The organism is Pseudomonas sp. GD03842 (assembly GCF_029841165.1).
GTDB lineage: Bacteria > Pseudomonadota > Gammaproteobacteria > Pseudomonadales > Pseudomonadaceae > Aquipseudomonas.
On record NZ_JAOCEA010000028.1, the window covers coordinates 12,048 to 33,810 of the forward strand.

The 21,763-nt window shown below is 62.8% G+C and carries 17 protein-coding genes; 5 read left to right on the top strand and 12 right to left on the bottom strand.

Features of this window, described 5'->3' with window-relative positions; translation table 11 throughout:
- Positions 1-14: 14 nt before the first annotated feature.
- A complete protein-coding gene (gene sctV, locus N5D61_RS25825) occupies positions 15-2,108 on the bottom strand; it encodes a type III secretion system export apparatus subunit SctV (RefSeq protein WP_108240496.1) in 2,094 nt (697 codons plus the stop codon).
- A complete protein-coding gene (gene sctW, locus N5D61_RS25830) occupies positions 2,108-3,241 on the bottom strand; it encodes a type III secretion system gatekeeper subunit SctW (RefSeq protein ID WP_279894686.1) in 1,134 nt (377 codons plus the stop codon). Before sctW ends, sctV begins: the two co-directional genes overlap by 1 nt.
- Before the next feature lie 243 nt (positions 3,242-3,484).
- On the opposite strand from sctW, the gene N5D61_RS25835 reads away from it, so the two are divergent.
- Positions 3,485-4,039: an RNA polymerase sigma factor gene (locus tag N5D61_RS25835; RefSeq protein ID WP_108240494.1), complete on the top strand. Its 555-nt coding sequence runs from the start codon at positions 3,485-3,487 to the stop codon at positions 4,037-4,039.
- Positions 4,040-4,371: 332 nt separating this feature from the next.
- On the opposite strand, the gene N5D61_RS25840 is transcribed toward N5D61_RS25835, so the two are convergent.
- The 3 genes from N5D61_RS25840 to N5D61_RS25850 form a co-directional block, all read right to left on the bottom strand.
- Positions 4,372-4,713 carry an FKBP-type peptidyl-prolyl cis-trans isomerase gene (locus N5D61_RS25840; RefSeq protein WP_279894687.1) on the bottom strand — a complete coding sequence of 114 codons (342 nt, stop codon included), beginning with the start codon at positions 4,711-4,713 and terminating at the stop codon, positions 4,372-4,374.
- Positions 4,714-4,862: 149 nt separating this feature from the next.
- Complete coding sequence (locus tag N5D61_RS25845) at positions 4,863-6,446, bottom strand: aldehyde dehydrogenase (NADP(+)) (protein ID WP_279894688.1); 1,584 nt, start codon at positions 6,444-6,446, stop codon at positions 4,863-4,865.
- A 165-nt stretch (positions 6,447-6,611) separates the two neighbouring features.
- Positions 6,612-8,045: a PLP-dependent aminotransferase family protein gene (locus N5D61_RS25850; RefSeq protein WP_279894689.1), complete on the bottom strand. Its 1,434-nt coding sequence runs from the start codon at positions 8,043-8,045 to the stop codon at positions 6,612-6,614.
- Positions 8,046-8,203: 158 nt separating this feature from the next.
- On the opposite strand from N5D61_RS25850, the gene N5D61_RS25855 reads away from it, so the two are divergent.
- Positions 8,204-8,851 (top strand): LysE family transporter, encoded by a 648-nt coding sequence (locus N5D61_RS25855; RefSeq protein ID WP_279894690.1) that lies wholly within the window; start codon positions 8,204-8,206, stop codon positions 8,849-8,851.
- A gap of 36 nt (positions 8,852-8,887) precedes the next feature.
- Here N5D61_RS25855 and iolG read toward each other — a convergent pair whose 3' ends face one another.
- From iolG to N5D61_RS25885, 6 genes are all read right to left on the bottom strand, one after another.
- Positions 8,888-9,886, bottom strand: coding sequence for an inositol 2-dehydrogenase (gene iolG / locus N5D61_RS25860; RefSeq protein WP_279894691.1), 999 nt, complete (start codon positions 9,884-9,886; stop codon positions 8,888-8,890).
- Between the two features lie 55 nt (positions 9,887-9,941).
- The gene (locus N5D61_RS25865) at positions 9,942-10,967 is read right to left on the bottom strand and encodes a LacI family DNA-binding transcriptional regulator (RefSeq protein WP_279894692.1); all 1,026 of its coding nucleotides are present in this window, start codon (positions 10,965-10,967) and stop codon (positions 9,942-9,944) included.
- A 123-nt stretch (positions 10,968-11,090) separates the two neighbouring features.
- Positions 11,091-12,617: an efflux transporter outer membrane subunit gene (locus N5D61_RS25870; RefSeq protein WP_279894693.1), complete on the bottom strand. Its 1,527-nt coding sequence runs from the start codon at positions 12,615-12,617 to the stop codon at positions 11,091-11,093.
- Positions 12,618-12,624: 7 nt separating this feature from the next.
- Complete coding sequence (locus tag N5D61_RS25875; protein WP_279894694.1) at positions 12,625-14,214, bottom strand: DHA2 family efflux MFS transporter permease subunit; 1,590 nt, start codon at positions 14,212-14,214, stop codon at positions 12,625-12,627.
- Entirely contained in the window at positions 14,211-15,350 is a 1,140-nt protein-coding gene (locus N5D61_RS25880; RefSeq protein WP_279894695.1) for an HlyD family secretion protein, read from the bottom strand. The genes N5D61_RS25875 and N5D61_RS25880 overlap by 4 nt, the downstream gene beginning before the upstream one ends.
- Before the next feature lie 26 nt (positions 15,351-15,376).
- Complete coding sequence (locus N5D61_RS25885) at positions 15,377-15,913, bottom strand: helix-turn-helix domain-containing protein (protein WP_279894696.1); 537 nt, start codon at positions 15,911-15,913, stop codon at positions 15,377-15,379.
- Positions 15,914-16,282: 369 nt separating this feature from the next.
- Here N5D61_RS25885 and treS point away from each other — a divergent pair, with 369 nt between their 5' ends.
- Positions 16,283-18,352: a maltose alpha-D-glucosyltransferase gene (treS, locus tag N5D61_RS25890; protein ID WP_108240483.1), complete on the top strand. Its 2,070-nt coding sequence runs from the start codon at positions 16,283-16,285 to the stop codon at positions 18,350-18,352.
- 97 nt (positions 18,353-18,449) lie between these two features.
- On the top strand, positions 18,450-19,484 hold the full coding sequence (gene selD, locus N5D61_RS25895; protein ID WP_108240482.1) for a selenide, water dikinase SelD: 1,035 nt from the start codon (positions 18,450-18,452) through the stop codon (positions 19,482-19,484).
- Between the two features lie 37 nt (positions 19,485-19,521).
- Here selD and N5D61_RS25900 read toward each other — a convergent pair whose 3' ends face one another.
- A complete protein-coding gene (locus tag N5D61_RS25900; RefSeq protein ID WP_279894697.1) occupies positions 19,522-20,577 on the bottom strand; it encodes a permease in 1,056 nt (351 codons plus the stop codon).
- 173 nt (positions 20,578-20,750) lie between these two features.
- Here N5D61_RS25900 and uvsE point away from each other — a divergent pair.
- A partial coding sequence (gene uvsE / locus N5D61_RS25905; RefSeq protein ID WP_279894698.1) for a UV DNA damage repair endonuclease UvsE occupies positions 20,751-21,763 on the top strand: 1,013 nt, incomplete at its 3' end.

Sequence of the window (21,763 nt, forward strand, 5' to 3'; positions counted from 1 at the left end):
CTTCAGATGGCTGATCAGGCGGCATAGTCGTTATCCAGGGCATCGAGGTCTTCTTCCAGATCGAAACGTCCCAGCACTTTGACCTGGGCCGCGTTGCTGATCTCGGCGAAAGACAGCACCGGGACGTGATAGAACTCTTCCTGCAGCAGGGTCCGCAGCGGGCTGCGCAGGTCCTGGGCGACCAGCAGGACAGCGCGCTCGGCGGTGCGTACGGGAAAAGCAATGTGCAATTGCTCCACCAGCAATTGACTGGTGTCGTTGTCCAGCGCAAAGAAGGTTTCGGTCTGGGTCTGGCGCAGGCTGTCGCGCAGGATGCCTTCGCTTTCCGGGGTGAGCACCCACACCAGCAGGCCTTCGGCACCGCAATACTGGTGGTAGATCTGTGACTTCAGGGCAATGCGCACGTAGTCCGCCAGCACCGTGACTTCACGTTCATGCTGACCGTGCTCGATCAGGGTCTCGGCGATCACGCGGATCGCGCGCAGGGGCACACATTCCGACGCCAGGCGCTGCAGCACGGCGGAGAAGCGAGCGAGCGGCAGCACCCGTTGCATTTCCTGGGCAAGCTCCGGTTGCTCGCTTTCCAGCCAGCCGAGAATCGCCTTGGTTTCCTGCAGACCGATGAACTGCGGCCCGCAGGACTGCAAGGCGCGCTCCATGCGCTCGATGATCAGGGTCATCGCATCGACGCGTTCGACCTGCTGATCCTGCAATTGCGGGGCGTCGGCGGGCAGCCACAGCCATTGACCTTCCTGGCGTTCAAGGCTGCCCGAAACCGCGCTGTCGGGCGACGCCTCGAGCGTGCGTGGGTCGACGGCCACATGGCTCTCGGTGAATGTGGCCCTGAGCAACGGCACTTCATAGACCGAAAAACGGAATTCGTCCGGTGGCAGGTGTTCCGCCTGCTCAATGATGAAAGAGGGCAGCGTCAAGCCGTATTGCACCACCAGCCGGTTGCGGCGCTGGCGGATCTCGCTGACCAGTGCCTCGACCTGCGCCGGGTTCTGGCTGGGGTGGAACTGCAGCACGAACTGGCGGCTTGGGGAGAAGGTGCGCAGGTCTTCGCGGCCGTTCATTTCAGGGGCCACCGCCACGGCCTGAACCTGCTCGGCCTGGGGTTTGGCGCGCTGCAACTGCAGCAGGCCGCCGATCCCGCAGATGATCGAAATGACAATGAACACCGCTGTCGGCATGCCTGGCAGGGCGGCAAAGCCAAGCATCGCCACCGCGGCGATGATCCAGGCCTTGGGCTGGCTAGTGATCTGCTCGGCGATCTGGCGGCCAATGTTGGCTTCGGCCCGCTCCTCGTCCGGCACGCGGGTAATGATCATGCCGCAGGTGACCGAGATCAGCAGCGCCGGAATCTGCGCGATCAGGCCGTCGCCGATGGTCAGCACGGTGTACACCTGCAAGGCGTCTCCGGCGCTCATGTTGTGTTGCACGACGCCGATGGCGATGCCGCCGATCATGTTGATGGCAACGATGATCAGGCTGGCGATGGCGTCGCCGTTGACGAACTTCATGGCCCCGTCCATGGCGCCGAACAACTGGCTTTCCTTGCCCAGCTCGGCACGGCGACGACGGGCCTCGTGGACACTGATCAGGTTGGCGCGCAAGTCACTGTCGATCGACATTTGCTTGCCGGGCATGGCGTCCAGCGTGAAGCGCGCACCGACTTCGGCCACCCGTTCGGAGCCCTTGGTGATGACCAGGAAGTTGACCACGGTGAGGATCAGGAAGATCACCATCCCCACCGCCAGGTTCCCCCCGACCACGAACTGCCCGAATGCCTCGACGATGTGACCCGCGTCCTGATTGAGCAGGATCAGGCGAGTCGTGGAAATCGACAGCGCCAACCGGAACATGGTGGTCAACAGCAACACCGCCGGAAAGGTGGAGAATGCCAGCGGCCTGGGCAAGTGCATCGCCAGCATGATCAGCAGGCAGGAAATGCAGATGTTGATGGCGATCAGCACGTCCACCAGCCCGGTGGGCAGCGGGGTGATCATCATGAAGACAATGGCGATGACCACGAAGGCGCCCACGATTTCCGAGCGGCGCATGGCCGCCAGTGCCAACTGGTTGAGCAGGTGGATGACACGATCCATCAGGCGAGGCCTCCCAAAGTCGGGTTCTGTTCCAGCCGAGTGAGTTCGGCCATGAGGATGAGCAGGTTGCCCAGCGCGTTCTGTCGGGTCTTCATGTCACGCCACAACAGGATCGGCAGTTGCTGCAGCATCGGACGCAGGCCGTTGAGAAATGCCAACTGATGCTTGAGCTGTTTGCCGCCGATGTGTTGCGTCAACTGCAGGGTCTCGTTCAGGTTCATGCCTTTGTTGGACAGGGCCAGCAGATGCTTGAGAAACGCAGCGGGGTCGATCTGCAAGCCAGGGTTCTTGTTGCGCATGCGCCCCAGCAAGTGTTCGCAGCTTTGCAACAGCGTTGCGACATGACGGGCGGTGTTGAGGCTGTGCATCAGCGTGCGCAGTTGCTGAGCGGAAGTGGAAGGCGTGAGGGATGACAGGTCGTCGGCGATGGCGCTGCGCATGTCCCGCAGGTTCAGCTCGAAATCGCCGCTGTCTTCCCGTTCGTTGAGCAGCGCGTCGATGAGCCCAGTGATGGTCTGTTGCCCCGTGACCGCCGCACCGTACAGGTTGCGCAGCGCACCGCGCCGTTTGCTGTCGACCCCGGATTTGGCGAACGCTTTGGCGCTGTTGATGCCGGCGCGGGTCCGCTGGCCGTATTGCCGACGCAGCAGTTTCAACTGTTGGGTCAACACCACGTGTTCGCCGGTGGCGCCATCGGCTTGAGCCTGCTTTCGTGCGGCCTGCAACACCACATGGGCTTTGGCGGGGTCGCCGTCGCTGTAGCTGAGCACCTGGGCCAGATTGGCCGACCGCTGTTTGAGCAAGAACTTGCGCAGGTTGCGCGCGGCGTCCTCCAGGCCACTGTCTTGCGAGCCCACCAATTGCTGATACAGCTCGCCCAGTTTGGCCGCGCGCGATTGCAAGGCGTTGCCACTGGCAATCAGTTCGCGCTGGCCCAGGCTGCGGCTCTGTTGGACCAGGGCAGCGGCGAAACGCGATACCTGCAGCGGCGAAGTTCCGTTCGGATTCGGCGCGTTGGTCCGCGGCGGCACAATGGGCGCCGACGTGTTTCTCGCAGCGGCCGGCCCCGGAGTGGCAGCAGGTGCACCGGGTGCGGGAGTCAGCGGCGGTGGCGCAGGAGCGACGATCTTCATAAGACGGTTCTGAGCGGGGTCATGCGCTCTGAGTGGCTTTGAGCACCGTCTGGTTCCATGCAGGCCAACGTTCGGAAAACTGTGCCAAATCCCGTTGAAGAATCAGCGTCCTCGCGCAAGTTCTTGCACGGACCGTTGCGCGGAAAAAAGAAATCTAGTTAAAAAACAACAGGTTAAAGAAGGTATTTTGCTGGCATGCATATCGCTATAGGGCTAACACACTCCAAACAAGGAAGAGCCCTGATGTTTCCAAGCCTCGCGATACTCGACATTGAATCCCCACGCACTCGCCAGCCGATCCAAGGCATTCGGCAGATGTCCAGCGATCAGGTGAAGATGATTCGTGCCTTCATACAGAAGCGGGTGATGAACCCGGAAGACGTCGACGACATTTTGCAAAGCACATTTCTGGAGGCGCTGCGCAGTGAGCACAAGTTTCAGAACGCCAGCAAACCACAGACCTGGTTGTGCGGCATTGCGCTGAACCTGATTCGCAACCATTTTCGCAAAATGTACCGTCAGCCTTATCAGGAGAGCTGGGAGGACCACACCCATACTGAACTCGACCATCAGGGGGACATCGGTCATGAAGTCGACGGTCGCCGACAACTGGCGCGCGCGGTCAAGGCGATCGGGACACTGCCTTCGAACATGCAGCGGGTGATCGAGGTGTCACTGGAAATGGACGGCAATTACCAGGAAACCGCGACCTCGCTGGGCGTGCCGATCGGCACCGTGCGTTCGCGCCTGTCTCGGGCCAGGGAACAGTTGAAGCGTCAGATGGACCCGTTCGCGTAACGCCGTCCCATACGGCTGGACGCGTGCAGCGAAGAGGAGGGGACCGTTTCAGAGGTGCTCGGAAACGGTCGCAGCCTTGACCAGGTCGTACAGGGCGAAGGCGCGGTTGACCAGGAAAATGGTGACGGCGGTGAGGGCAACGGCGTTGATCAGGTGCAAGGTCATGGCGGCAATCCTGTGTGAACGTGGGATTCGGGCGATGCAGGCGATGCAGGCGATGTTACGCGACGCTCGAAAAACCTGAAGACAATCGCCTTCATGGTGGACATCAACAGGAATGATGGGCCTTGACAGGCATGGGGGGCGGCCTTGCGACGACCGCCGCCATCGGATCAGTCGTCGCGGGTCAGCACTTCCAGCAATTCGATCTCGAAGTTGAGATTCGAATGCGGCGTGATGTGCGCGCCTATGCTGCGCTCGCCGTAAGCCAGGTGCGATGGCACACGCAGTTGACGCTTGCCACCGACCTTCATCCCCATTAGCCCGATATCCCAGCCTTTGATCACACGGCCGCTGCCGATGACGCATTGAAACGGTTTGCCTCGTTGCCAGGATGAATCGAACACCGTGCCGTCTTCCAGGGTGCCTGTGTAGTGGGTCGTGATCAACGCGCCTTTGACGACAGCTTTTCCAGTGCCTTCCTGGACATCGATGATCTGGAGTTCTTGGCTCATGGTGGGTTCTCGTGTGAACGGACGCAGGCGGCGATCGTACGGGCACCGATTGCCACTGGCAACCGTCGCGAGGTGCCGGCCTCCCACGGGCAAACAAAAACGGCGCGCCCTGTGGGGAGCGCGCCGTAGATGATGCAGCGTTGCCGTGATCAGGCGATGACGTCGCTGCTCCAGCTCCCGTTGACCAAGCGTTTGAGCCCCAACGGGTTGGCGTTTTGCAGCGCCGGTGGCAACAGGCTGTCAGGGTAGTTCTGGTAGCAGACCGGGCGCAGGAACCGGTCGATGGCCAACGTCCCGACCGAAGTGCCGCGAGCGTCCGAGGTGGCCGGATACGGCCCGCCGTGCACCATGGCATCGGACACCTCGACGCCGGTCGGGTAGCCGTTGACCAGAATGCGACCGACTTTCTCTTCCAGCACCGGCACCAGCCATTGGTATTTCTGCAGGTCGGCGGTTTCGCCGATCAGGGTCGCGGTCAGTTGGCCGCGCAAGGCCAGCAGCGCGGCTTTGAGCTCCGCGTCATCGGCGACTTCGATCAGCAGCGTCGTGGGGCCGAACACCTCTTCCTGAAGCAGTTCATCCCCCGTGAGCAGCATGCTCACATCGGCCTTGAACAACTGCGCCCGGGCCTGACGGCCTTCCTGCGGCTGCCCGGCCAAATGCGTGACGAGCGGGTGCGCCAGCAGTTTCTGCACGCCTTTGCTGTAACTGCGCAGGCCCCCTTCATTGAGCATGGTCTGCGGCGCCTGGCCACCCAGGTGCTCTTTGAGTTGCTCGGTAAAAGCGCTCAGGGCAGGGGACCGAATACCGATCACCACGCCAGGGTTGGTGCAGAACTGACCGGCTCCCAGAACCACCGAAGCGGCCAGCTCCCCGGCAATGGTCGCGCCACGGGCTGAGAGCGCGCCGGGAAGCAGAACCACCGGGTTGATGCTGGACATCTCGGCGAACACAGGGATCGGCTGTGGACGCTCGGCCGCCAGTTTGCACAGCGCATTACCGCCATGCAGCGAACCGGTGAACCCCACGCCCTGGATGGCCGGATGCCTGACCAGACCTTCACCGACGCCGCTGCCGAAGATCATGTTGAAGACGCCCTTGGGCATGCCGGTTTTTTCGGCGGCGCGCACGATGGCCTGACCGACCAGATCAGCGGTTGCCATATGACCGCTGTGGGCTTTGACCACCACGGGGCAACCTGCGGCCAGGGCAGAGGCGGTGTCGCCCCCGGCGGTGGAGAAAGCCAGGGGAAAGTTGCTGGCGCCGAACACGGCGATCGGGCCGACACCGATGCGGTACTGGCGCAGGTCGACGCGGGGCAGGGGCTTGCGCTCGGGCAGGGCCTGATCGATACGGGCGCCGAGGAAATCGCCACGGCGCAGCACGCTGGCGAACAAGCGCATCTGGCCACTGGTGCGGCCACGCTCGCCTTGGATGCGGGCGGCGGGCAGGGCGGTTTCCTGGCAGACGAGGGCGACGAAGTCATCACCCAGTGCGTCCAGTTCATCGGCAATGGTGTCCAGGAATTCTGCGCGGCGGCCGGGGCTCAACTGACGGTATTCAGCGAAAGCTTGCTTGGCGGCGAGGGCAGCAGCGTCGATTTCGCCATCGGTGGCCTGGTGGAAGCGGTAAGGCAAGGGTTCGCCAGTACTGGCGTCCACGCTCGTGTGTCGGGCTTCACCGAGGCCGCTGCGGGCGCCGCCGATGAAGTTCTGGCCGAGAACGTTAGGCATCTGCTTCTCCTGTTATTGTGCTTGGGAATTGATCAGGCAGTCGCCTGAAAGGCAATCGGTGGGGATACGTGAAGCCGGTGGATGACCCGGAGGAACGATCTGTTGACAGACATCATACAACTGCAAATTTTCCCCCGCAACCGATCGCTCCCGTCGTCAATGGCCTCAGGCGATCTGCGTCAGCACGTCACGCAGCCGGTCCAGTGCGGGATCGATATCCAGGGTTTCGATGGCGCCAAACCCCATGATCAGGCCGTTCCGCACGGGGACGTGGTGATAGAAGCCTGTGAGCGGGTACAGGCCGATATCGACCTTGCGCATCAGCGCGACCAGCAATGCCACGTCGATGGGGTGCTTGAACATCACGGCCATGTGAAAGCCTGCGGTGCACGGGATGGCGTACATCCAGGGCGACAGATCGCCAGCCAGGCGGGCTAGAATCCGGTCGCGACGGCCAGCGTAAATCCCGTGGCAGCGGCGAATGTGTCGATTGAGCAGGCCATCGCCGATGAATTTGGCCAATGCCCACTGCGGCAACGTGCTGGTGTGCCAGTCCGTCACTTGCCTGGCCTGGATCACTGCTTCGCGCAGGGTGGCAGGCAGTACCGCATACCCCAGACGCAGTTCGGGCAGCAATGTCTTGGAAAAGGTGCCCACATACGCCACCACACCGAAGCCGTCCATGCTTTGCAGGGAATCGGTGGGGCGCCCTTCATAGCGGAATTCGCTGTCGTAATCGTCTTCGATGATGATCGCGCCGATGCGACGCGCCTTGTCCAGCAGTGCTTGACGTCGCGCCAGGCTCATGGGCATACCCAGTGGCATCTGGTGCGATGGCGTGACGTAGATCAGGTGACTGTCCTCGGGGATGCACTCGACCCGGATACCCTCGTCGTCCACGGGGACGCTGGCCACCGTCGCGCCTTGGGCAGCAAACAGCAGCCGGGCGGGCGCATAGCCCGGATCTTCCATCGCCACCGTGCAGCCGGGTTCGATCAGCACCCGCGCGATCAGGTCCAGCGCCTGCTGCGCACCATTGCACACCACCACATCGTCGGCCACGCAATTGACCCCGCGCGCGAACGCGATGTGGCCTGCGATTGCTTTGCGCAGTTCCGGGACGCCTTCGGGCTGGCTGTAAAAGCCCCGCGCTTGCGCCATCTGACGCAAGGCATGCTGGGTACACCGTCGCCAGTCATCGAGCGGGAATTGGGTTTTCGCCGTGGCGCCGCCGATGAAGTCATGCCGCAACGTGCCTTCCCGTGTCGGGTGGCGCAGCGGCAGAGAGAGGTTCTGCCAGGCGTCGATGCGTTTCTGGCTGGCCAGCACCGGAGCGCTCTGGCGACGCTGCGTAGGGGCGGTCAGATGGTTGACGAAGGTGCCGCTGCCGATTTTTCCCACCAGGTAGTTTTCATAGGTCAGGCGGCTGTAAGTGTCGGAGATGGTTTTGCGCGACAGGCCCAACTGGGCGGCAAGCAGGCGACTGGGCGGCAACTGCACCCCCGGGGCCAGGCGTCCCGATTCGATGCTCTCGCGCAGTTGTTCATACACCTGGTTCGCCAGGTCCTTGCGGCCATGTATGACGATATGAAGTTCCACGCACAGCTCTCCAGCCACTGAGGGTCAAAACGGGCGAGTTGGATTCTAGACTGAGCGGGTGCTGGCCGAAAGCGCCAACTCGGCCATCGGCAAACCCGGCCAATCCCGTTATCCTGCGCGCTGCTTTTCGTTTCCCCTTCGATCGATGGATACCTGATATGGAGTTCACCAGCGGCTTTTTGCTGAGCCTTTCGTTGTGCCTGGACATAGGCGTGGCCAATATCGCGATGATCACGTTGGCCATGCAGCGCGGCTACCTGCAAGGGTTCTGGCTCGGGCTGGGCACCTGCTTTGGCGATCTGTTCTACGCCGTTCTGGCGTTGGCGGGCATGACCGTGCTGCTGCAATACGAATGGGTGCGCTGGACCCTCTGGTTGGGTGGCTCGGTGCTGCTGATCGGGTTCGCGATCAAGATGATCGTGTCCGCCATGAGCGATCACGGCGCTTTGGCCGTCGCTCAAGACGCCGACCGCCGCTCCGGCGTGCGGGCCTTCTCAAGGGGCGTGTTTCTTGCCGTCTCCTCCCCGACGGCCATTCTCTGGTTCGCTGCGGTGGGCGGCACACTGATTTCCAGGGCAGGGGGCCACGGCGGCTTGAGCACGGCATTGTTTTTGTCGGGGTTCTTCAGCGCAGGCGTCGCGTGGTGCGTGTTCATCTGTTTCGCCGCCAGCCACGGCGGACGCCTGTTGGGCGACCGCCTGCTCAAATATTCCTACTGGGTCTCGGCAGCGATCTTCTGCTACTTCGCGGTGTACGTGATTTTGTCGGGTTATCGCGAATTCATCGTCAACGCGGCGCAGGGTTGAGCGCTTGCGTCCGAGTCGTCTGCTCTGCGAGCCGCTTCATTCGCACACCATGACGGCCCGTCCGGTTCTGATCGATTCCAGCGCGCAGTTGGCCAGGTGCAGTGCCTTCAACCCGTCTCGGGCGTTGGTCGGCAGCGGGGCATCGGCTTGTATCGCAGCAATGAACTGGTTCAGCTCGTTGCGGTAGGCGTCGGCGTAACGTTCAAGGAAGAAATTTTCCAGCGGTTCGCGGACCTCGGTCTGAGTCGCGCTGTACCTGCGCACCGTGTTGGGTCGGTGGTTGTCGTTGAGCAGCATGCCCTTGGAGCCGAACACCTCCAGCCGCTGGTCGTAACCGTACGCCGCCTCGCGGCAGCAGTTGATATGGCATTGTTTCCCGGATGCCGTGCGCAGCAGCACCATCACGCTGTCGTAGTCGTCGATGCCTTCGAGGGCCGGCTCCACCAGGCGGCTGGCAATGGCCATGACTTGCGTCGGTTCTTCGCCCAGCAGCGTGCGCGCGGTGTCGAAGTCGTGAATGGTCATGTCACGGAAGATGCCGCCCGAATGCTTGAGGTATTCCATCGGTGCAAGGCCCGGGTCGCGGCTGGTAATGACCACTTGGCGCACGTCACCGATTTCACCTTCGGCAATGGCCTTGCGTATCCGCAACGTGTCCGGATCGAAGCGACGGTTGAAGCCGAGCATCACCTTCCCGTTCAGGCGCTCGAGGGTGTCGACCGCCTCCGCTGCCTTGGCGAAGTCCAGATCGATGGGCTTTTCGCACAGCACGGGGAGACCGCGCTCGACGGCTTGCAGCATCAAGTCGATGTGGGTGTCGGTGGGGGTGCCGATGACGATTGCGTCGACATCCTCACGGGTAATGGCCTGGGCGCAATCGTACGCCGCAGCACAGCCGAGTTTCGCCGCCAGTCGGTCGACGCCCTCGCGCCAGGGGTCAGCGATGACCGACAGTCGAACGTCGGAGTGAGACGCCACGTTTGCCGCGTGGATGGTGGCGATGCGGCCTGCGCCGAGGACTGCAATGCGTAGCATGGATGGCTCTCCGTGAAAGGGCGTTGTCAGGGGCGAATGAAATGCGGTGCACCACTCAATGCGCGAGGCTGAATGGCGTCACGATCTGTACAGGCGAAGGCGCAATGGGGCCAGCCTTCCACAGGCGGTGAAACTGCAGGATCCGGGTAAAAGCGTGGCGGGCGTCCAGTTGCAGGTTGTGGTCGATGATCGCGGCGATTTTTTCCTCGGCCAGCAATTGGCGGTTCTCCTGATCCAGATCGTGACCGATGAACACCCTGAGCGGGCGAGCCAGTGCGGCGAATGCATCGACGATCGCCCGATTGCCCCCGCCGACACTGTAGACGGCCTTGATCGAAGGGTGCTGTTCGAGGGCTTGGGTCATCCGCTGCAGCGTGGGCGGGTACACGCCCAGGCCTCCGCTGACCTCGACCACGCGCACATGCGGGGCGCGTTCATGCAGCCAACTGCAAAAGCCCGCGTGCCGTTCCGCCTCGCCACGGAAGTGCTGGCTGCTGATCACCACCGCCACGTCTTGCGTCGCATCGTCCAGCCAGCGCGTCAACAGGTAAGCCGCCGTCTGCCCGGCGGTGCGGTTGTCCATGCCGATGTAGCCGATACGCTCACTGTGTGTCAGGTCGGACACCAGGGTCACCACCGGTACGCCCGCTGCCGTCACCTGGTTCACGGCGGCACTGATCTCAGGCTCGTCGGCCGCCTTGAGAATCACGCCCTGGCTTCCGTTGCTGACACAGCGCAGGATCAACGCCTGCATCCGCTGTGGGTCAATGTGCTGATAAAGATGAAAACGGGGAAAGATGCGAAAGGGCGCCAGCGTGCCCAGCTGCGTGTGAATGGCCTCCTTCACCGCGTCACTGAAACGCCTTGGGGTGTGCAGGATGACGTCGATGTGAAAGGTTCGGCCCACCGCCAGGCCGCAGGTTTCCTGCGCTTCCAGCTCCGCCAGGGCCTGCTGGATGCGCCGGTGGGTCTGGTAGTGCACGCTGCCACGTTGATGCAGCACGCGATCGACCGTCGCCTTGCTGACACCGGCCTGGGCGGCGATCTGTTTGATCGAAAAACGTCTGGGGCGGTCGAGCATGGAATCTCCTGAGCCTTTGGCAAGGTCTTGTTGAGGTCGATTCAGGTCGGGTATCCGTGATACGCAATGCTAGACGCAGTTCTATTTACTGTACAGATAGAAATTTATTTCCATCGTAGAAGGTCAATCTCGCTCGGCAACATCGTCCTTGATCGTCCATGGCCACCCACCGCCCAGCGCTCGGAAGGTGGCCACGGCGGCGCGGGCATCGTTGGCGTGCAACTGCGCGAGTTGATCGCGAGAGACCAACAGTTGACGGTCTTCGTCGAGCACTTCCACCAGGCTGACGGCACCGCCCTTGTAGGCGTCCTGTGCGGCGTCCCGCGCGGTCTGGTGTGCCGCCACCTCTGCACTGACGTCCTGGCGCTGTTGTTCCAGTTCGACCAGGGTCACGATTGCATTTTCGACGTCCTCGGTGGCCTTCAGCATCGCCAGCCGGTATTCGGCCAGCGCCTCGGCATTGGCGCCCTTGGCCTGCGCCACTTCCGCATCGACCCGACCGAAATCGAACAGCCGCCAGTGCAGCCCGAGAATGGCCTGGGGCTGAAACGCCGATGAGGTGAAAAGCTGGCCGCTATGGGCCGTATCGAAACCGAGCAGGCCGGACAACGACACGCTCGGGTAATACTCGGCGATGGCCGCGCCGATACGTGCGTTGGACGCCGCCAGCCTGCGTTCAGCGGCGATCACATCCGGTCGACGGCGCAGCAAATCGGCGGGGCCCTGGGCGTCGCTGATCCTCGGCACGTCATAGTGCGGCGGGCTGCTTTGCAACGCCAAGGCGTAGGTGCCCGGTTGCGCACCCATCAGCACGTCCAGTCGGTTCAGCTGGGTCGTCAGCTCGGTGCGCAGTGGTGGCAGAGTCGCCCGCGCCTGCAACACCAGCGCTTCGGCCTGGGCCTGCTCGCGGTGGGTGGCAAGGCCCATGCTCATGCGATCCTTGATCAAGTCGAGCAAGGCGTTCTGGGTGGTCACCTGATCTTGGGCGACGGCCAGGCGCTGCTGTGCGCCACGGATTCGGAAATACGCGTCCGCCGCTTCGGCGGCCACCGAAATGCGTACGCCGACATGGCTGGCCTCGGCTGCCTGGGCCTCAGCGAGGGCGGCCTCTTCGCCGCGCTTCAGACCGCCAGCCAGGTCGGCCTCCCAACTGGCCCCGACGCCGAGGGTTTCCAGTGTCTGATTGCGGTCATAGCCGGGGAAGGTACTGCCTATCTGGCCTTGTGAGCTTTCGGTGGACTGGCGCTGGCGCACGGCTTTGCCATCCAGGGCGCCCTGCGGCAAGCGGATCGCCCCGGCCTGCCGCGCCACCGCGCGAGCCTGCTCGATACGGGCGAAGGATTTCGCCAGGTCAAGGTTCTGGTCCAGCGCACGCTGCACGATACGGTTCAGCTCAGGGTCGTTGAAGCCCGCCCACCACGTGTCGAGGGAGGGCGCGGGGCTCTCGCCGACGCGCTGCTGCAGCAGCGTGTCAGCATGGAAGGTCGCGCTCAGGGCGTTGGTGGGCCGCTGGTAATCGGGTCCGACCGCACAGCCGGCCAGGGCAATGTACACCGCGCTGAGTGCAAACACGCTGCTGCGTTTGAAACGAGACGCCAAAGTGGCCATCAGGCTGTCCTCGAAGGGAGAAAATGAAAGAGAAGTGGTCATGACGCGGTCAGTGGGCGTCGGCCGACGGTGCTTTGGGCGGTGTCACTTTGCGCATCAGCGGGACCATCACCACCGCGATCAGGAAGCACACCATGATCGCCAGGAAGGTATCGGCGAAAGTCTGGGTTTGCGCTTCGCGGTAGGTCAGCAACCACAGTTGGTGCAGGGCTGCGTTACTGGCTTCGGCGGGGCTCTGCCCCAGGCCGGCGAAGTTTCCGGTGACGGTGTCGAGCCAATGGTTCATCGCCTCGTTGCCGCTGTGCAGGTGCTCGGCCAGGTGGGTGAAATGCTGGTTGGTACGGTCGTTGAGCAGCGTGGCGCAGGCCGCGATACCGATCGCACCGCCCAGATTGCGCATCAGGTTGAACAGCCCCGAGGCCTGCTTGAGCCGTGAGGGATGCAACCCGCCCAGGGTCAATGTCACGGTGGGCGGCACCGCCATCTGTTGCGCAAAGCCGCGGATGGCTTGTGGGAGGAGCAATTCGTGGCCACCCCAGTCGTGAGTGATCGGTGAAAAGTCCCACATCGACAGGGCGAACAACGACAGGCCGAACATCATGATCCAGCGCAAGTCGACGCGATTGGCGAGGAAGCCATACACCGGTATCGCCGCCAGTTGGAAAATCCCGGTGGAGAAGATGGCTTCGCCAATCTGCAGCGCGCTGTAACCGCGGACCCGGCCCAGAAACAAGGGCGTGAGGTAAATGGTGGCGAACAGGCCAATGCCGGTCACAAAAGAGAAGAAACACCCAAGGGCAAAATTGCGGTCGCTCAGGGCGCGCAGGTCGACCACCGGATTGTTCACACGCAATGTACGGCCGATGAACGCCAACCCGGCGAGTCCGGAGACCCAGGCGGTGGTGAGAATGGTCTGGTCACTGAACCAGTTCCAGCGTGGGCCTTCTTCGAGCGTGTACTCCAGGCAGCCGAGAAACAGCGCCAGAAATACCATGCTCAGGTAGTCCGCACCCTTGAGCAGCTTAAGGTCCATGGCATCGATGTTGACCATGATCGGCACGGCGACCGCGACGAAAATGCCCGGCACCAGGTTGATGTAGAACAGCCAGTGCCAAGACGAAATATCGGTGATCCAGCCGCCAATCACCGGCCCCAGCGTGGGGGCGAGCGAAGCCACGGCGCCGATGGTCGAGGCGGCGATGACCCGTTGTTTGCCGGTGAAGAACACGAACGCCGTGGTGAACACCATCGGGATCATCGACCCGCCGAGAAACCCCTGCAGCGCGCGAAAGGCGATCATGCTCTGAATGTTCCAGGCCAGCCCGCACAGCAGGCTGGCGAGGGTGAAACCCACTGCCGACGCGCAGAACAGCCAGCGGGTGGAGAACACCCTGGCAAGCCACCCGGACAGGGGAATGACCACGATTTCGGCGATCAGGTAACTGGTTTGCACCCAGGCGGTTTCGTCGGCGCCTGCCGACAGCCCGCCCCCGATGTCGCGCAACGACGCGGAGACGATCTGGATGTCCAGCAGGGCGATGAACATGCCCAGGCACATCGTGGCGAAGGCGAGCACTTTGGTCGAGGTCGCCATGGTGGCGACGTCGATCGGACCCTTGTCGCGCGTTGCAGCGCTCATGGCGCGGTCTTCCCTTGAGCGACGCGCGCGGCGTCAGGGTTGTCAGCGTTCTGGCGCCGGGTGTCGACTTGCGCGATCACCGATAACCCTGGACGCAGCTTGCCCAGCCGGCCATCTTCGCCATCCAGATACACGCGCACCGGGACCCGTTGCACGATCTTGGTGAAATTCCCGGTGGCGTTCTCCGGGGGCAGCACGCTGAACTGCGAACCGGTGGCCGGCGCCAGGCTGTTCAAATGGCCATGAAACACCTGCCCCGGCAATACGTCGGCCTCAATGGTGACCGCCTGACCCGGTTCCATGCGGGCCAGTTGGTCTTCCTTGAAGTTGGCATCCACCCACAGCCCCTCGGCCGGCACCACGGCAATCAACTGCGCACCGGCAGCGGCGTAAGCGCCGACGCGGGCGCGACGGTTGCCGATCACTCCGTCCACCGGCGCGCGCAGTTCGGTGTAACCGACGTTCAATTGCGCCAGATCACGTTCGGCCTTCGCTTGCTCCAATGCCGCCCGGGCCTGCTGCTTCTGGGTGGCAATCACGTCCAGTTGGCGCTGCGAGGCGAGCAGCGAGGCCTGGGCCTTGGCGCTGTTGGCCTGGGCCGTCTTGTAGGTGGCGTCGGCGCGTTGGAAGCTTTCGATGGACACCGCCGAGCGCCCGGACAGCACTTGATACCGCACCTGATCGTCCCGAGAGCGGACAGTCTCGGCATTGGCGGCATCGACGCCTGCTTTCGCCTGGCTCACCACCGCGTGTTGAAGTTGTTCGGTCGCGTCGAGGTTGGCGAGCAACGCGGTTTCGGCGGCGACAGCACCTTCGGCCTTCTTCAGGGCCGCCTGGTAGTCGCGATCGTCGATCTTCAGCAACAGGTCACCCGCGTGCACGAATTGGTTGTCCACCACCTTGAGCTCGGTGATGTAGCCGGGGACCTTCGGCGCGATCACCGTCACGTCGCCGCCGACATACGCGTCATCGGTGGATTCGAGAAAGCGTCCGGTGGTCCACCAGTGCAGGCCGAACGCGACGGCACCCACGACAGCGGCGACGCCCAGGGCCAGCAACATCAGGCGTTTGCCACGGGCGGACTTGCGAGGCGCTGCACCAGCAGCCGGCTCGGTGACGGTTTGGGGTTGATTCATGGCGAATACCTGTGGGTGTGCAGCAATCAGGAAGGGGTGGAAGGGGAAGTGCTCAGCCGGTCGCGGTAGCCCTCGCGCCGGGTGCGCCCGGTCTCGACGCGCCAGGCCGACAGGCTTTCGGCTGGCCCGCTGTAGCGCACCGTGTGGTCGAGGAAGTTGATGCGCTTGCCGGTATTGCCATCGGTCAGCACCAGATCGACGGCTTGGTCGGTGTGTTCGTCGAACAGTTGGATGCGGGTGCCGTTGGGCGCGAAGTGCTTGTTGCCGAACTTCATCAAGGTCAAGACCACGGGGCGGAAATCCCGCCCGGTTTCGGTCAGCAGGTAGTCGTAGCGCAGCGGTTTGTCGGAATAGGCACGTCGCTCCACCAAGCCGGAGGCGATCAGATCGTTCAGCCGTCGGGTGAGCGTACTGGGGGCAATGCCCAGGCTTTTCTGGAATTCGTCGAAGCGGCTCAGCCCATAGGCCAGGTCGCGCAGAATCAGGATGTTCCACCAGTCCCCCACGTGCTCAAGACTCAGGGCAATCGGGCAGGGCATGTCGGCGAAGCTTTTCTTCTTCATGGGAAGTGCCTCCGGGTGAGTCATGGAAAATGATGGGCATAATCTAATGGGGAGACTTTCATTGTGCAAGTCACTACGGAAATAAAAGCGACCATTGAAGCGAATCAGAAATGCTGAGGAGCCGGGCCTTATCCGGCTCGCCGCGGCGGCGTCGGATTGCCTGAAGGCGCAAGCGCGGCACGCGCCATGGCGAGAGGTGCAACCTCGTCGGCCAGTCAGCGAATGCGTGGTGCTGCCTGAGGCGCAACGAACGTTTAGGTCCTGCGGTGCTCATAGACATAAGCAACGGCACTGGGGCGGCAGCGACCGTGCCTCCTGTGCCCGGGAGAAGGCTGCTCCCTTGAAATGCCCCTTGAAGACGGAGACTCTATGACCGCACCGGACAAGCAATACGTGGAATGGCTGGTTGAGCAATCAATGCTCAACGCTGCAAAGCAACGGGCGAAACTCTACGGCGGTCAAGGGCGCCTCTGGCAGCGACCCTATGCGCAGGCGCGGCCACGGGACGCCTCGGCAATCGCCTCGGTCTGGTTCACTGCTTATCCCGCGTCGATCATCACTCGTGACGGCGGCTCGGTGCTGGAGGCGCTGGGCGACGAAAAACTCTGGCACACGCTGTCCGAGATCGGTATTCAGGGCATTCACAACGGCCCGTTGAAAGCGTCTGGTGGGCTCAAGGGGCGGCAGAAAACCCCCAGCATCGATGGCAATTTCGACCGCATCAGTTTCGAAGTCGACGCCGAGCTGGGGACCGACGCGCAGTTCCTCAATCTGAGCCGCATCGCGGCGGCGCACAACGCGGTCATCGTCGATGACGTCATCCCTTCGCACACCGGCAAAGGGGCGGATTTTCGCCTCGCCGAGCTGGGCTACGAAGACTACCCCGGCCTGTACCACATGGTGGAGATCAAGGAAGAGGACTGGGCCCTGTTGCCAGAAGTACCCGCCGGGCGTGACGCGGTCAATTTGCCGCCCGCCACCGTCGATGCACTGCGGGACAAGCATTACATCGTCGGCCAGTTGCAGCGGGTGATCTTCTTCGAGCCTGGCGTCAAGGAAACCGATTGGAGCGCCACGCCGGTCGTCACTGGGGTCGACGGCAAGGATCGGCGCTGGGTCTACCTGCACTATTTCAAGGAAGGGCAGCCTTCCCTGAACTGGCTCGATCCCAGTTTCGCGGCGCAGCAGATGATCATCGGCGATGCGCTGCATGCCATCGATGTGATGGGCGCGCGGGTGTTGCGCCTGGACGCCAACGGCTTCCTCGGCGTAGAGCGCAAGGCCGAGGGCACGGCGTGGTCGGAGAGCCATCCGCTGTCGATAACCGGCAACCAACTGTTGGCCGGGGCGATCCGCAAGGCCGGCGGCTTCAGCTTCCAGGAGCTGAACCTGACCATCGACGATATCGCCGCGATGTCCCACGGTGGCGCTGACCTGTCTTACGATTTCATCACCCGACCGGCCTACCAGCACGCCTTGCTGACCGGGCGTACCGAATTTCTGCGCTTGATGTTGCGTCAGGTGCACGAATTCGGCATCGACCCGGCCTCGCTGATCCACGCGTTGCAGAACCACGACGAGCTGACCCTGGAACTGGTGCACTTCTGGACGCTGCATGCCCACGATCAGTACCTGTACATGGGCCAGACATTCCCCGGAAACATCCTGCGCGAGCACATCCGCGAAGAGATGTACGAACACCTGGCGGGCGAGCACGCGCCGTATAACCTCAAGTTCGTCACCAACGGCGTGTCATGCACCACGGTCAGCATCATCACGGCCGCGCTGGGCATTCGTGACCTGGACGCGATCACGCCGGCCGATGTTGTGACGATTCAGCACATCCACCTGCTGCTGGTGATGTTCAACGCCATGCAGCCAGGCGTCTTCGCGTTGTCGGGCTGGGATTTGGTGGGCGCCTTGCCGCTGCCTGCCGAGCAGGTCGCCCACCTGATGGGCGATGGCGACACCCGCTGGATTCATCGCGGCGCCTACGACCTGGTCGACCTGGACCCGGACACTGAACGCTCGGTCGGCGGCATGCCCAAGGCAAGAACCCTCTATGGCAGCCTCGTCGAGCAACTGCAGCGTCCGGATTCATTTGCCTCGCAATTGAAGAAAATCCTTGCCGTGCGCCGCGCGTACGACATCGCTGCCAGCCGTCAGATCCTCATTCCGGATGTCGAACATCCCGGGCTGCTGATCATGGTTCACGAGTTGCCAGCGGGGAAGGGCACGCAGATCACAGCGCTCAACTTCAGCGGCGAGGCCCTTGTCGAGACCCTTCATTTGCCGGGCATTGCACCCGGACCGGTGGTCGATATCATCAACGAGCGGGTCGAGGGCGATCTGACGGAGGCCGGCGAATTCACCATTACGCTCGATGCCTATGAAGGGCTGGCGCTGAGGGTCGTCAGCATGGCGTCGCCGATGATGTAAACGTCAGGGGCGCGCGGCCTCTCGGGTGTCCGGGTGCGACGGGCGATTCGCTGAGTCTCTGATAGACTTCAGGGCCTCGCCACTCGGGAGGCCGTTCATGAGCGATCCGGTTCGTCTGACCCAATACAGCCACGGCGCGGGTTGTGGCTGCAAGATTTCTCCCCGCGTGCTGGACACCATTCTGGCCGGCTCCGGCGCCCAGCACCTCGACCCGCGTCTCTGGGTTGGCAACGCCTCCCGCGATGACGCGGCGGTTTACGCCATCGACGATGAAAAAGGCGTTGTCTCCACCACGGATTTCTTCATGCCCATCGTCGATGACCCCTTCGATTTCGGGCGCATCGCCGCCACCAACGCTATCAGCGACATCTACGCCATGGGTGGGGATCCACTGATGGCCATTGCCATTTTGGGATGGCCCGTGAATGTCCTGGCCCCGGAAGTCGCCCGGGAGGTGATTCGCGGGGGCAGATCGGTGTGCGATGCGGCGGGCATCCCGCTGGCCGGCGGCCATTCGATCGATGCGCCGGAGCCAATCTTCGGCCTTGCGGTGACCGGGCTGGTGGACAAGCGCTTCCTGAAGCGCAATGACACCGCGTCCATGGGCTGCAGCCTGTTTCTCACTAAACCGCTGGGTATCGGGATTCTGACCACGGCAGAGAAGAAAGGCCTGCTGCGCGAGGCGGATGTCGGTGTGGCGCGGGACTTGATGTGTGAGTTGAACCGCGCGGGCAGTCGCTTCTCAAGGCTGTCGGGCGTGAAGGCAATGACCGACGTCACCGGCTTCGGCCTACTGGGGCATCTGGTGGAAATGGCCGATGGCAGCCGACTCACTGCGCGCCTCAACGCCTCGGCCGTGCCTCGACTGCCGAACATCGAGACCTACCTCGAACAGCATTGCGTTCCCGGCGGCACCCAGCGCAATTTCGACAGTTACGGGCAGCGCATTGGCCCGTTGACCGAGGCGCAGCGCCTGCTGTTCTGTGACCCACAGACCAGCGGCGGGTTACTGGTGGCGGTTGAACCGGCCGGGCAAGCCGCGTTCCTGGCCCTGGCCAGCGAACTGGGGTTGCCGTTGTCACCAATTGGCGAGTTCGTCGAGCGAGGGCCATTGGCAGTCGAAGTGATGTGATCCCTGCACCTGGTCACCACGCTCCCCGCGCCATACCTTACAGGACCGCCGCGCCTATCAGACCGCTGACCACGCCGACGACCACCGTCAGCACGCCCACGGTCAGGAGCACCTTGCCCTCGAACGACCGACGCAACATCAGCAGCGACGGCAGGCTGATGCTGGGCAGCGTCATGAGCAGGGCGACGGCGGGAGCGGTCCCCAGGCCCAGCGCCATCAGGGTCTGCACGATCGGAATTTCTGCCGCTGTCGGGATCACGAACAGGGTTCCGACAATCGCCAGGGGCAGCAGCCACAGCAGGCTGTCGCCCATGGCGCCGTCGACGTGGGGAAACAGCCAGACGCGCGCGGCGCCCAGTAGCAGCACGGCTACGATGTAGATCGGGATGGTGGTCCAGAACAACTGCCACAAGGTAGAAGCCCAGCGTGTGATCAATCCGCCAGGGCTGGGGGTCTCGGCATCGATCACCGCTTCGATGGCCTCTTCAGGTGGCGATTCCGGGCGTGCGATGCGTTGTGCGACCAGCGATACCCCGATCACCAGCACAATACCGGCCACCAGCCGCAACAGGGTAAACCCCCAGCCCAGCACAAAGCCCATGAACACTAGAGTGGCTGGGTTCAGGACCGGGTTGGCTATCCAGAACGCCAAGGCTGCGCCGACGGACACTTTTTGTTTACGCAGTCCGGCTGCCACCGGTGCGGCGCAGCAGCTGCACATCATTCCGGGCAAGGCAAACAGGCCACCGCGCAATGTCGACCCCAGACCTGCGCGGCCAAAGAGGCGCAACAGCCAGTCCTTGGGAATCAGCACCTGCAACAACGAGCCCAGGATCACCGCCAGCACCGCAGCTTTCCAGATCGCCAGGAAATACACCTGTGCATAGGCCAGGGCCGCCACCCAGGGGTTGGCAGGATGGTCGTTGATGATCGACCCGCCCAGGCTGTGGGTTTCAGCAGCGACGAACAATTTGAGGTAATAGGGTGACCATTTGACGTAGTACAGACCCGCGCAGGCGATCAGCAGAAACAGCAGCGGTTTCGACCAGAAGAGCCAGCCACTGCGTGCGGGGGCGAGTGGAAGTGGGGTCATGACGGGCACTCGTTCAGGGAGTCAAGGCAAACAAGCGTCTGTCAGTGTAGTCAATGTTTTCCGGCGCGGCGGGCGGCGGGTGGCAAGGCGGAACAGGCACCACCTTGAGAACTCCTGGGCTGCTTCGACAGTCTCTGTTTCAGCGCTGTCCATTAGCCCCGGAAGGATCTTTCGTGAACACACCTCGTCTCGGTTTCGCCTGCCAGTACCGCCATGCAGAGCGTGAGCTGTCCCTGAAAGCGTTGAAGGCGCTGGAAGGCGACTACAACCCCCGTACCACCACGTTGCGCTGGATGGACAGCGTCACGCAGCAGGCCGCGCAGGACAAGTTGTTGGACATCGTCGAGCACAATCTGGCGGCGCAGATTCGTTTGTTGGGGTACGTGGCGCAGTTGCCCGAGGGCCTGCGCATGCTGCGTTTGAGCAGCGATCTATTGCCGTTCTACAGCCACCCGAAAGTCGCGGCGTTCTATCAATCGCCTGCCGTCATGACGCGCTTGGGTGGGCTGTTCGCGGCAATAGGGGAGGCGGCGCGACAGGCTGACATTCGTCTGTCCTTCCATCCCGGCCAGTTCTGCGTGCTGGGGTCAGACCGCCCCGAGGTGGTCGAGAACAGCCTTGCCGAGTTCGAATACCACGCCGACATGATCCGCATGATGGGGTATGGCCAGCGGTTCCAGGACTTCAAATGCAACGTGCACATCGCCGGGCGGCTCGGCGCTGAGGGCGTGCGCAGTGTCTGGCCGCGATTGTCGGAAGTGGCGCGTCGCTGCATCACGTTCGAAAACGACGAAAAGACCTATGGCGTCGACGACTGCCTGCTGCTGGCGGATCTGGCGCCGGTGGTGCTGGACATCCACCACTGCTGGATTCATGAAGGGCGCTACATCGATCCGCAGGATCCGCGGGTGGACCGTATCGTCGACAGCTGGCGCGGTGTGCGCCCCGTGATGCACTACTCGCAGCCTCCAGAGACCTTGCAGGCCCTGGGATTTACCGCAGAGCAGAAACTGGAAATGGACGCGTTGTTGAACGTCGTCAACAAACGCGACCTGTACCTGCACAGCGATCGAATGTGGAACGACTGGACCAACCGCTACGCGCTGCAGTTCGTGGAGCGGTTCGACATCATGTTCGAGGCCAAGGACAAGAACCTTGCGGTAGAAGACTTCTACCATCGGTATCG